This window comes from Exiguobacterium sp. SH1S1, from assembly GCF_004337245.1.
Classification (GTDB): Bacteria; Bacillota; Bacilli; order Exiguobacteriales; family Exiguobacteriaceae; genus Exiguobacterium; species Exiguobacterium aurantiacum_A.
Map to the genome: position 1 here is coordinate 555,049 of NZ_SJUZ01000001.1, position 12,296 is coordinate 567,344.

The 12,296-nt window shown below is 57.7% G+C and carries 8 protein-coding genes; 3 read left to right on the plus strand and 5 right to left on the minus strand.

The features are described from left to right. Positions 1-17: 17 nt before the first annotated feature. Both uvrA and uvrB read right to left on the minus strand, forming a co-directional pair. Complete coding sequence (gene uvrA, locus EVJ23_RS02845) at positions 18-2,891, minus strand: excinuclease ABC subunit UvrA (protein WP_131464003.1); 2,874 nt, start codon at positions 2,889-2,891, stop codon at positions 18-20. Further along, the gene (gene uvrB, locus EVJ23_RS02850) at positions 2,892-4,868 is read right to left on the minus strand and encodes an excinuclease ABC subunit UvrB (RefSeq protein ID WP_370251869.1); all 1,977 of its coding nucleotides are present in this window, start codon (positions 4,866-4,868) and stop codon (positions 2,892-2,894) included. A 143-nt stretch (positions 4,869-5,011) separates the two neighbouring features. On the opposite strand from uvrB, the gene EVJ23_RS02855 reads away from it, so the two are divergent. The 3 genes from EVJ23_RS02855 (at position 5,012) to glpK (ending at position 8,224) form a co-directional block, all read left to right on the plus strand. Next, positions 5,012-5,869 (plus strand): sulfite exporter TauE/SafE family protein, encoded by an 858-nt coding sequence (locus EVJ23_RS02855; protein WP_131464005.1) that lies wholly within the window; start codon positions 5,012-5,014, stop codon positions 5,867-5,869. Positions 5,870-5,968: 99 nt separating this feature from the next. Beyond that, positions 5,969-6,676: an MIP/aquaporin family protein gene (locus EVJ23_RS02860; RefSeq protein ID WP_131464007.1), complete on the plus strand. Its 708-nt coding sequence runs from the start codon at positions 5,969-5,971 to the stop codon at positions 6,674-6,676. A gap of 30 nt (positions 6,677-6,706) precedes the next feature. After that, positions 6,707-8,224 (plus strand): glycerol kinase GlpK, encoded by a 1,518-nt coding sequence (gene glpK, locus EVJ23_RS02865; protein ID WP_131464009.1) that lies wholly within the window; start codon positions 6,707-6,709, stop codon positions 8,222-8,224. A gap of 37 nt (positions 8,225-8,261) precedes the next feature. Here the strand turns inward: glpK and EVJ23_RS02870 are convergent, their stop codons facing one another. The 3 genes from EVJ23_RS02870 to EVJ23_RS02880 all read right to left on the minus strand — a co-directional run bounded on the left by EVJ23_RS02870 (position 8,262) and on the right by EVJ23_RS02880 (position 12,275). After that, the gene (locus EVJ23_RS02870; RefSeq protein WP_131464011.1) at positions 8,262-9,398 is read right to left on the minus strand and encodes a PDZ domain-containing protein; all 1,137 of its coding nucleotides are present in this window, start codon (positions 9,396-9,398) and stop codon (positions 8,262-8,264) included. A gap of 40 nt (positions 9,399-9,438) precedes the next feature. Further along, the gene (locus EVJ23_RS02875) at positions 9,439-10,842 is read right to left on the minus strand and encodes a S41 family peptidase (RefSeq protein WP_070328679.1); all 1,404 of its coding nucleotides are present in this window, start codon (positions 10,840-10,842) and stop codon (positions 9,439-9,441) included. A 98-nt stretch (positions 10,843-10,940) separates the two neighbouring features. Beyond that, on the minus strand, positions 10,941-12,275 hold the full coding sequence (locus EVJ23_RS02880; RefSeq protein ID WP_131464013.1) for a murein hydrolase activator EnvC family protein: 1,335 nt from the start codon (positions 12,273-12,275) through the stop codon (positions 10,941-10,943). Positions 12,276-12,296 lie beyond the last annotated feature (21 nt).

Below are 12,296 nucleotides of genomic sequence, written 5' to 3' on the forward strand. Positions count from 1 at the left end.
TCTAAACATTTCTATACTTATTTCTTTTTTCCTGCTTTCGGTTTGGCCCGGGCCGCATCACGTTCGAGTACCGGTTTCAAATATTTGCCGGTGTACGACGCCGTGACTTCGGCGACTTCTTCCGGCGTCCCGGTCGCGACGATCGCGCCGCCGCCGTCCCCGCCTTCCGGTCCGAGGTCGATCAAGTAGTCGGCCGATTTGATGACGTCTAAGTTATGCTCGATGACGAGCACCGTGTCCCCGTTCTCGACGAGGCGCTGCAATACGATTAACAACCGGGCGATATCGTCGACGTGAAGACCGGTCGTCGGCTCGTCCAAGATGTAGATCGTCTTGCCGGTCGAACGTTTGTGCAGCTCAGACGCGAGCTTGACGCGTTGCGCTTCCCCGCCCGACAGTTCGGTCGCCGGTTGTCCGAGCTTCATGTAGCCGAGGCCGACGTCAGAGATCGTCTGGATCTTCCGCTTGATTTTCGGAATCTTGTCAAAGAAGTCGAGTCCTTCCTCGATCGTCATGTCGAGCACGTCGGCGATCGTCTTGCCTTTATACTTCACTTCGAGCGTCTCCCGATTGTAGCGTTTGCCGTGACAGATCTCACACGGGACGTAAACGTCTGGAAGGAAGTGCATCTCGATCTTGATGATCCCGTCCCCGCGGCACGCCTCACAGCGTCCGCCTTTGACGTTGAAACTGAAGCGGCCTTTCTTGTAACCGCGCATCTTCGCCTCGTTCGTCGACGCGAACACGTCACGAATGTCATCGAACACACCCGTATACGTCGCCGGGTTCGACCGTGGCGTCCGTCCGATCGGCGACTGGTCGATATCGATGACTTTATCGATCTGGTCAAGCCCTTCGATCGTCTTATGCTTCCCTGGCTTCGCTTTGGCGCGGTTAATATGGTGCGCGAGCGACTTGTACAGGATCTCGTTGATGAGCGTCGACTTCCCGGAGCCGGAGACACCGGTGACGGCGATGAACATACCGAGCGGGATCGATACGTCGACCTCTTTCAAGTTGTTCTCTGCTGCTTTGACGATCCTGATGAAACGCTCGTCCGGCACTTTGCGCTCGGCCGGCAGCGGGATGAACCGTTTCCCGGACAAGTATTGCCCGGTGAGCGACTTTCGGTTCTTCATAATCTGTTTCGGTGTGCCGGCGGCGATGACTTCTCCGCCGTGCTCTCCGGCGCCAGGTCCGATGTCGATCAAGTAGTCGGCCGCCATCATCGTGTCCTCGTCATGCTCGACGACGATGAGCGTATTGCCGATGTCGCGCATCTGTTTGAGCGTCGCGATCAAGCGGTCGTTGTCACGCTGGTGCAACCCGATCGACGGCTCGTCCAAGACGTACAAGACGCCGGTCAGCCGCGAGCCGATCTGCGTGGCTAGACGGATCCGTTGCGCTTCCCCGCCTGATAACGTCCCGGCCGCCCGCGACAACGTCAAGTAGTCGAGACCGACGTTGTTCAGGAAGCTGAGCCGTTCTCTGATCTCTTGCAAGATGAGCCGGGCGATGGCGATATCTTTTTCGCTCAGTTCGTCCATGAGCGACTCGAACAAGGCGAGCGCATGCTCGACCGAAAGTGTCGTCACTTCCCCGATGTGGCGGTCGGTGATCTTGACGGCGAGCGTCTCTTCTTTCAACCGATAGCCGTCACACGTCGGGCAGGCGTGCGTCGCCATATACGTCTCCATCTGTTCCCGGATGTAATCCGACGTCGTCTCTTTATAGCGGCGCTCGATGTTGCGGAGCACCCCTTCAAAAAAGATCGTGTTCGTCCGGACTTGGCCGAAATCGTTCTCGTAGCGGAACAAGAACGATTCTTCTTCCGTCCCGTGCAAGACGAGGTCTTGGTCACGTTTTGACAGCCGTTCGAACGGCACGTCCATGTCGATGTCGAAATGCTGACACATCGAGGCGAGCAGCTGCGGATAATATTGCGAGCTCGTCGGCTGCCATGCGACGACCGCTCCTTCTTTCAGCGTCTTCGACGGGTCTGGGATGACGAGCTCCGGGTCGACGTCGAGTTTCGTACCGAGACCGTCACACGTCGGGCAGGCCCCGAACGGTGAGTTGAACGAGAACATGCGCGGCTCGAGCTCACCGATCGAGAAGCCACAGATCGGGCAAGCATGGTGTTCGCTAAACAACAACTCGGTCCCGTCCATCTTGTCGATGATGGCGCGGCCGTCCGCGAGGCGGAGTGCCGTCTCGAGTGAATCGGCGAGGCGGCCTTCGACGTCAGCGCGGACGACGAGCCGGTCGACGACGACCTCGATCGAATGTTTCTTGTTCTTGTCGAGCTCGATGTCATCGGTCAGTTCGATCGTTTCCCCGTTGACGCGGACACGGACGAACCCTTCTTTTTTGAGCGAGTCGAACACTTTGACGTGCGTGCCTTTCCGTCCCGACACGATCGGCGCCAAGATTTGCAGGCGCGTCTTCTCCGGGAGCTCCATCACTTGGTCGACCATCTGTGAGATCGTCTGGCTTGAGATCTCGATGCCGTGGCGTGGGCAGACGGGTTTCCCGATGCGGGCGAACAAGAGTCGTAAGTAGTCATAGATCTCCGTCACCGTCCCGACGGTCGAGCGCGGGTTCCGGCTCGTCGTCTTCTGATCGATCGAGATGGCCGGGCTCAACCCTTCGATCGTATCGACGTCCGGCTTGTCCATCTGTCCGAGGAACTGACGGGCGTATGCCGACAGGCTCTCGACGTAACGGCGCTGCCCTTCGGCGTAAATCGTATCGAATGCGAGCGATGACTTCCCTGATCCCGACAGACCCGTCAAGACGACGAGCTGGTCACGAGGGATATCGATATCAATGTTTTTCAAGTTGTTGACGCGCGCCCCTTTGATGACGATCGCATTTTTCTTTTCAGCCATTTAATTCCCTACCTTCAACTCCAAGATTAAGTCACGCAATTCGGCCGCCCGCTCGAACTGAAGATCGCGGGCCGCTTGTTTCATTTCTTCTTCTAGTTTGCCGATTGCCGCCTCGCGCTCGTCTTGATTCATCGAGCTGAGCGACTCGAGCACTTCTTCTTCGGCAGCGACGGTCGCGCGGATGACGCCGCGCACTTCTTTGCGGATCGTCTGCGGCGTGACGCCGTGCTCTTCATTGTATTCTTGTTGGATCGTCCGACGGCGGTCGGTCTCCCCGATCGCCCGCGTCATCGAATCGGTCATCTTGTCCGCGAACAGGATGACGTGGCCGTTCGAGTTACGGGCCGCCCGTCCGATCGTCTGGATGAGTGACCGGTCAGAACGAAGGAACCCTTCCTTGTCGGCGTCGAGGATCGTGACGAGACTCACTTCCGGGATATCGAGCCCTTCCCGCAGCAAGTTGATCCCGACGAGGACGTCGTATTTGCCGAGCCGCAGGTCACGGATGATCTCGATCCGTTCGAGCGTCTTGATCTCGGAGTGCATATAGTTGACCTTGATGCCCGCTTCACGGAGATAGTCCGACAAGTCTTCGGCCATCTTCTTCGTGAGCGTCGTCACGAGGACGCGTTCGTCCTGTTTGATGCGGTCGCGGATCTGGTCCATCAAGTAGTCGATCTGTCCTTTGATCGGGTGGATCTCGATTGTCGGGTCGAGTAGACCCGTCGGCCGGATGATCTGCTCGATCATGTTTGGTGTATGCTCGAGCTCGTACGGGCCCGGTGTCGCCGAGATGAAGATCGCCTGATTCAACTTCTTCTCGAACTCCTCGAACTTGAGTGGACGGTTGTCCTTGGCCGATGGTAGACGGAAACCGTGGTCGACGAGCATTTGTTTGCGCGCCTGGTCGCCGTTGAACATCCCGCGGACTTGCGGCAGCGTCACGTGTGACTCGTCGGCGATGAGCAAGAAGTCTTTCGGGAAGTAGTCGATGAGCGTGTACGGCGTCGCCCCTTCTTCCGTCAAGTTCAGATGGCGTGAATAGTTCTCGATGCCTGAACAGTAGCCCATCTCGCGCATCATCTCGAGGTCGTAGTTCGTCCGCTGCTCGAGACGTTGCGCTTCGAGCAGTTTGCCTTCTTCGCGGAATTTCTCGAGCTGTTGCTCGAGCTCGGCCTCGATGTTGACGATTGCCTTTTGCAGCTTCTCGTCGCGGGTGACGAAGTGGGATGCCGGGAAGATCGAGACGTGTTCACGGTCGGCGATGATCTCGCCGGTGAGCGGGTTCATCTCGCGGATACGGTCGATCTCGTCACCGAAGAATTCGACGCGCAAGCACTGCTCGTCGCGTGACGCCGGGAAGATCTCGACGACGTCGCCGCGGACACGGAAGCGCCCGCGTTGGAAATCGATGTCGTTCCGTTCATATTGGATGTCGATCAATTTGCGGAGCATCTGGTCGCGCCCCATCTCTTTGCCGACGCGGAGACTCAAGACGAGACTGTTGTATTCTTCCGGGTTACCGAGACCGTATATACACGATACAGATGCGACGATGATGACATCATCCCGCTCGAACAAGGACGACGTCGCCGAGTGGCGGAGCTTGTCGATCTCGTCGTTGATCGAGGCATCTTTCTCGATGAACGTGTCGGTCGACGGCACGTACGCCTCCGGTTGATAGTAGTCATAATAGCTGACGAAATATTCGACGGCGTTGTTCGGGAAAAACTCTTTGAACTCGGAATAGAGCTGGCCGGCGAGCGTCTTGTTGTGGGCTAAGACGAGCGTCGGTTTCTTCACTTCCTGGATGACGTTCGACACGGTGAACGTCTTCCCGGTGCCGGTCGCACCGAGCAGCGTCTGATAACGGTCGCCACGGTTGACGCCTTCGATGAGCTGGCGGATCGCCTCCGGCTGGTCGCCGGCCGGACTATATTCCGAATGTAATTCGAACGGAAGCTTGATCTTGTCCATATATATTCCTCGCTTTCTATCCCTTGCATATTGACTTGATTATAGCACATACACGAACAAATATTCGCTTCTGAGACGCTTCCCAAACCGCTCTCCGATTCGCTATAGTGAGGAGGAATCTAAACAGAAATGGGTGGGTCGTCATGTGGTCACTTCTCTTTATCCCGCTCGGCGCGGTCGTCGGCGCCTTGTCCGGTTTCTTCGGTATCGGGGGCGGTGTCATCATCGTCCCGGTGCTCTTGTTCAACGGATACTCGGCGGCCGAGGCGGTCGCGACGTCACTTTTGTTCGTCGTCGGCACGAGCCTGTCCGGAGCGAAGAAGCACTCGTCGCTCGGAAACGTGTCATGGTCGAACGGTCTCACGGTCGGTCTGGCCGGTGCCGTCACCGCGCAGCTGTCGAGCCGGGTCGTGCTGTCGATCTCCGGGACGTATGACTGGTTGCTGAATGTTTTCTATTTGCTTATCCTCTCTTATTTTGCCGTTACGCTTCTAAAGAAAACATCAAAGCCACCGAAACGCAAAAAATCTGGATTCGCCGCAAGTTTCTTCATCGGTGCGATCGCCGGGCTCTTGTCGGCGCTCCTCGGCATCGGCGGCGGTTTCATCATCGTCCCGTTGCTCGTGAGTTGGCTCGGTTTTTCGACGCACCGTGCCGTCGGGACGAGCCTTGCCGCCGTCCTGTTCATCTCGCTCGGCGGACTCATCGGTTACTTGCCTTCGTTGTCGCTTGATTATGTCGCGCCGCTCGCCTTGGTGACAGGTGCTTTCATCGGTGCCCCATTCGGCGCAGCGCTCACGAATCGTTATCGGGACCATGAGATTTCAAGACGACTCGCTTGGCTCTACTTGACTGTCATCGCCTCGATTGTGCTCGACCTCGGGGCGACATGGTGGACACCGTTGTCTTTCGTGAGCTTAGGGGTTCTCTTCATCTTTCTCGTCGGGATCACCCTTGATTTTTCCAAACATTTTACCAGTCCGAACCACTTTCCTCATTAAAAAGTGGTTTTTTTCAATATCTTGGTTTTAAAGCGCTTTCAAACGGGGGATATAGAAAAGTGGTAAGCCAAATCCAATATGGAAGGAAGGGAGTATCACATGTCAGCATTTGTCAGCGAAATTATCGGTACAATGCTACTCATCTTGCTCGGTAACGGTGTCGTCGCCGGCGTCGTCCTCCGCCACTCGAAAGCCGAGAACGGCGGCTGGATCGTCATCACGTTCGGTTGGGGTCTCGCCGTTATGGTCGGGGTGTACGCCGCAGGTATTTACGGAGGCGCGCACATCAACCCGGCCGTCACAATCGGCCTCGCCACGAGCGGGGCATTCCCATGGGAAGATGTGCCACTGTACATCCTTGCCCAGTTCATCGGGGCGTTCATCGGGGCCGTACTCGTCTACGTACACTACAAACCGCACTATGACGCGACCGACGACCCGGGTGCGAAGCTCGCGACGTTCTCGACCGCTCCTGGTATTCGGAACACTCCGTTCAACTTGATCTCGGAGATCATCGGAACATTCGTCCTCGTCTTCGCTTTACTATCGTTCGGGGCCAACACGTTCACAGATGGATTAAACCCGCTCATCGTCGGTTTCTTGATCGTCTCGATCGGTCTCTCGCTCGGTGGAACGACCGGTTATGCGATCAACCCGGCCCGTGACCTTGGACCGCGGATCGCGCATGCGATACTCCCAATCAAAGGCAAAGGGACGTCCGACTGGGGCTATTCATGGATTCCAGTCGTCGGACCGATCATCGGCGCTGTCATCGCCGCGTTGCTCTATGGTATCCTCGTCCCATAATCACCCTAACTTCTAAGGAGGCACATTCATATGGACAAAGAAAAACGGTATATTTTAGCAATCGACCAAGGTACGACCAGTTCACGGGTCATCATCTTCGACCACGACGGCAAGATCGTCACGACCGCTCAGCGCGAGTTCAAGCAGTACTTCCCGAAACCAGGCTGGGTCGAGCATAACGCCAACGAGATCTGGGGTTCGGTCCTCGCCGTCATGGCCGAGGCGTTCGGTTCGGCCGACATCGACCCGAAAGAGATCGCGGCCATCGGCATCACGAACCAACGGGAGACGACGGTCGTCTGGGAGAAGTCGACCGGCAGACCTGTCTACAACGCCGTCGTCTGGCAATCGCGTCAGACTGCCGGCATCTGTGACGAATTGAATGCGGCCGGTCACGCCGACTTGTTCCGCGACAAGACCGGATTATTGATCGACGCTTACTTCTCGGGGACGAAAGTGAAATGGATCCTCGACAACGTCGAAGGCGCCCGTGAGAAAGCGGAAGCCGGGGAATTGTTGTTCGGAACGATCGACACGTGGCTCATCTGGAAACTCTCGGGCGGTCTCGCGCACGTCACCGACTACTCGAACGCGTCACGGACGCTCATGTACAACATCTACGAGCAGAAGTGGGACGATGAGTTGCTCGACATCCTCACCGTACCAAAGTCGATGCTGCCTGAAGTCAAGCCATCGAGTGAAGTATACGCTCACACGATTCCGTACCACTTCTTCGGATTCGAAGTCCCGATTGCCGGCGCGGCCGGTGACCAACAAGCCGCCTTGTTCGGCCAAGCCTGCTTCGAGTCAGGCGAAGGGAAGAACACATACGGAACGGGTTGCTTCATGCTTATGAACACAGGAGAAGAAGCCGTCAAGTCGGACCACGGTCTGTTGACGACGATCGCCTGGGGCTACAACGGCAAAGTCGAGTACGCGCTCGAAGGATCGATCTTTGTCGCTGGATCAGCCATCCAGTGGCTCCGTGACGGACTGCGTATGCTCAAGTCGGCGAAAGATACGGAACAGTATGCGAACCGTGTCGACACGACCGACGGAGTCTACGTCGTCCCGGCCTTCGTCGGACTCGGTGCCCCGTATTGGGACTCGGACGTCCGCGGCGCCATCTTCGGGATCACCCGCGGTACGGAAAAAGAACACTTCGTCCGGGCGACGCTCGAGTCACTCGCCTATCAGACACGCGACGTCTTGACGGCGATGGAGCAAGATTCCGGCATCGCATTGAAGACGCTCCGCGTCGACGGTGGTGCAGTCAACAACGACTTCCTCATGCAGTTCCAAGCGGACATCTTGAACGTACCGGTCGAACGTCCGGAAGTGAGTGAGACGACGGCGCTCGGCGCCGCCTATCTCGCCGGACTCGCCGTCGGGTTCTGGAAAGACCAGAACGAGATCAAGCAGCAATGGAAACTCGATCATCAGTTCGAACCGAACATGGACGAAACGCATCGTGAAGCGCTCTACAAAGGCTGGCAACACGCCGTCGAAGCGACGATGGGCTTCAAACCATCAAAACTTGAAGTATAAGCATACGAAAAGGAGCATCCGCGACGGATGCTCCTTTTTATAATTTCCGTAAGCGCAAGCGCGGGCTCATCGGATCCCCGACGAACAAGATGCCGAGCTCGTGCGGGTCGGCCTCATACATCGCCCGTTGCACGAAGCGGATATCCCCGTTCAAGTTGAGCACTTCGAGCTTGATGTACGGCTTATGGAGTTGAAGCGCCTCATAAAAGCTGCTCCCTCCGGTGATGACCGTACCGTTCACTTTGTAGATCGACTCACCTGGTATGAGCTGCATCGTCTCCCCCGGAGAACCCGGAAGCGTATCGATGATGACCGCCCCGCGGTTCCCGTTCAAGAAGACCGGTGTCGTGCCGCGGTTCTCCCGTTTGATGAGCTGCAAGGCGAGCTCGTACAAGACGAACAGACCGATCAACACATAAGCGACGTACGGAACGTCTAGGACGTACGACCCGGCGAACAAGCCGAGCGCGACCACCGCGAGCAAACCGCGATACAGGCTCAACCGGCCGAGCAGCGTTCCCGGCAGTGCCCCGGTCGACAGCAGGCTGACCCCGATCGGGATCGGCAAGATGACCGGTACCGAGAAGTCGAGCCCGAACGCTGGCGGTAAAAAGACGATGAGCGGAAAGAACCAAACCCGCTTGACGACGTGTCCGCCGATGAACTGGCCGCGCTTCGACAAGATGAGCGTCGGTGACGTCTCTTTGGTCCCGTTCCAACGAAGGAGGATCGCTTCGGCGAGCGTGACGATGCCGAACACGAGCGCATACACCGGCCACTCGACGTCGGCGAGCCGGTCGACCCAATTCGTGAGCCCGGCTAGCGGGACAACGTCGCGCAGACCGATGACCACGAGCATGATCAGGAACGGAAACGCCGGACTCATGAAGCGCGGATGCATCGTCAAGACGATCAGGGCGTAGAGGACGGTGAACGTGACGACCCACTCGAAGTTGACCGTCGTCTCGAGCAAGACGGTCGCTACAGTTCCGAGGACCGCGAGCAACAGACTCGGCCACACAAAGTGGCGCCAATCTGACTTCGGCGAGCGTCGGCGCGACCGGAACATGCTTCGCTCCCGTTTAATGCGCGTCATGGATATGTAAGCGAGGGCGACGAACGTCGCCCAGAGCAGCGGACTACCTAACAAGGTCAACAAAGCGGTAAAACTCATTCGTAGAACGTCCACACTTGTCCAATCCTTTCCCTAATCCTTATTTTGCGGCTTCTTCAAGTGCCCGGTTCAACTGGGCATCGTTCGCCTCGTCTTGGATGACTTCAAGCAACCGTGACTCGAGCGCGGACGCCGTCGCTTCATTGACGACCCCGTCCTCCGTTAAGTTGTTGTCGGCTTGGAAGTCTGAGACCGCCTGTGCCATCGTGTCACCGAAGTAACCCGCCTGACCGCCCGGCTCATAACCGATCCCGGTCAACACCGTATGCAGGTTCGACACCGTCTCGCCGTAGTCCCCGACTTTGAGCGAATCCTCTTCCGCGAGGATACGGTTGACCCCAAAGTAATCCGGTTGATCGACCTCAACGTCAGGCTCGATACCCGTCTCGTTGATCCAATTGCCGTCCGGTGTGAGCCATTTGCTCGTCGTCAGCTTCAAGTTGCTACCGTCTTCCAAGTCGAACGCCGTCTGGACGACACCTTTCCCGAACGTCGTGTTGCCGACAACTGTCGCACCGGCGCCTTCCTTGAGCGCACCGGCCAAAATCTCGGACGCCGAGGCCGAGCCTTCGTTCGTCAAGACGAACAGCTTGTACGGCTTCGCCTCACGGGCGCGTCCGTTTTGGGCCTCACGTTCCCCGTCGGCGTTCTCGATTTGAACGACCGGCTTATCCGTCGGGACGAACCCTTCGGTCATCGCGATGACGGCCGGCAAGAGACCACCCGGGTTGCCCCGGACGTCGATGATCAAGCTATCGATATTTTGGCTCTCGAGCGTCTCGAGCTGCTCTAAAAACTCATCGGCCGTCGGCTCTGAGAACTGGGTCACTTCCAGATAGCCGATCTTTTTGCCGTCCTGCTCTTTCACTTCCGAGTAGACCGTCTCGATCGGGATCGTATCCCGCGTGATCTCATAATCGGCCTCTTGCCCGCCGCGACGGATCGTCAGCGTGACAACCGTTCCTTTTTCACCACGGATGAGCTGGACCGCCTCTTCGACGGCCATCCCTTCGATTGATTCGCCGTCGACCGCGGTGATGATATCCCCTGGACGAAGGCCTGCCGCTTCAGCTGGTGCACCTTTGATCGGAGCGACGATCAAGATGTCTTCTCCTTTCTTCTCCAAAGTCGCGCCGATTCCTTCAAAGCTCGACTCGATCGAGTCGGTGAACTGTGACGTTTCTTCCGCGTCGAGGAAGTCAGAGTACGGGTCATCGAGCGCTGCCGTCATGCCGTCAAGGGCGCCGGTCAACAAGTCTTCTTCCGAGATATCCTTTAGCGAGTGCGTCTCGATCAAGCTGCGGACTTGTTCGACCTTGTCCCAACCTTCTGCTTTCGGTTGGATCGGTAACCTCGTATCGGTGAACGCCATCGTCGCCAGGCCTGCACCGGCCCCTGCCACGAACGTCGCGCCGGCGAGTAGTCCTGCGGTTGTGTTTTTCACGGGTAAGTCCCTCATTTCTTTTTGTCGGTCTTTCATCCAGTATAGCAAAAACTTCAGAAAAACGGACGCGTTCCACATATTTGGGACGCGTCCGTCTGTCAGTAGCCGATATAAGGGCCCGGGTCGACCGCATTTGGTTGCCCGGGTGCCCATTCCCCACGATGGAGCTCGAAGTGGAGATGCGGTCCCGTCGACCAGCCCGTGTTGCCGAGCGTACCGACCGTCTGGCCCGCCCCGATCGACTGGCCGGCCGCTACCGTGATCGAATCTAAATGACCGTAGACGGTCGTCCAGACTTGCCCGCTCACGACGTGCGAGACGAAGACGACGTTGCCGTAACCGGTCGCTTCAGCCGCCTTGATGACGATACCTGGGGCGGCCGAGACGATCGGTGTGCCGGTCGCGTTGACGATATCGATGCCGCGGTGCGATTCGGGTGCCCCGGTGAGCGGGTTCTCCCGCGGTCCGAACCGGCTCGACACGTAACCCGACACCGGGCGCAAGAACGTACTGACCGGAGCCGTGACGGCTTCCGGTTCCGCTGCTGGCGGTGCCTGTGGTGTCACGGTTTCTTGATTCGCTTCGGCTCGTGCCGCTGCTTCGGCCCGTGCTCGCGCTTCTGCGGCGGCTTTTGCCTCGGCCTCTTGTTTCGCGCGGGCCTCGGCTTCCGCTTGTTCCCGTTCAGCCGTCGCGATCGCGTCGAGCTGACTGGCGATGATGCGGCGCTGTTCGTTCATGAGCGCCTGTTCTTCGTCACGGGTCATCTGTTCGAGCTCGAGCAGTTCGACCTGCTCGTTCAGTTCCGAGAGGAGCGCATGTTTCTCTGTGGCCGCTTGATCGAGCGCTTGTTTCGTGACGACGAGCTCGCGCTCTTTTTGTTTGACGAACGACAGCTGTGTCCGTTGCGTCGCCTCGAGCGTCTCGAGGCGCTCGACTTCATGCATATAGCTATGTATGAGGTCCCGGTCTTGCTCCGCGATCGTCTGTGCGGTCATGAGCCGCGTCACAAAATCCCCGAACGAGCGGGATTCGAATACGACTTGGAGATAAGACCGGTCCTCATGGATTTGAAGCACACGAAGACGCTCACTAAGGAGCGCCTTCTGGCCTTCAAGATACTGCCCTTGGGCAGCGAGTTGTTGGCGGGTCGCCTCGAGCTCTGAGCGCGCCGCGTCCGCTTCGACTTGCTGGACGGCGATCTGTTCACTTAAGCCCTCGAGACGTTCATTGACGGCGCGGATCTCGGTTGAGACCGCGTCGCGCTGTGCCTCGGTGACTTCGAGCTCGGCGTCCGTCTCGACTTGCGCTTTTTTAGACTGCTCCAATTGATTGGATAGACGATCTTGTCGTTCTTTCAACGTCTCTTTCTCCGTCGCCATGACCGGCGCGGCGAGTAGCGTCAAACTTAATCCAAGCGCAAGCGAACGTTTCATCCGCCAATTCCTCCTCATATT

Coding starts and splice junctions, on each gene's coding strand:
- uvrA (WP_131464003.1), bottom strand. CDS start 2,891: ATGGCTGAAAAGAAAAATGCGATCGTCATCAAAGGGGCGCGCGTCAAC.
- uvrB (WP_370251869.1), bottom strand. CDS start 4,868: ATGGACAAGATCAAGCTTCCGTTCGAATTACATTCGGAATATAGTCCG.
- EVJ23_RS02855 (WP_131464005.1), top strand. CDS start 5,012: ATGTGGTCACTTCTCTTTATCCCGCTCGGCGCGGTCGTCGGCGCCTTG.
- EVJ23_RS02860 (WP_131464007.1), top strand. CDS start 5,969: ATGTCAGCATTTGTCAGCGAAATTATCGGTACAATGCTACTCATCTTG.
- glpK (WP_131464009.1), top strand. CDS start 6,707: ATGGACAAAGAAAAACGGTATATTTTAGCAATCGACCAAGGTACGACC.
- EVJ23_RS02870 (WP_131464011.1), bottom strand. CDS start 9,398: ATGAGTTTTACCGCTTTGTTGACCTTGTTAGGTAGTCCGCTGCTCTGG.
- EVJ23_RS02880 (WP_131464013.1), bottom strand. CDS start 12,275: ATGAAACGTTCGCTTGCGCTTGGATTAAGTTTGACGCTACTCGCCGCG.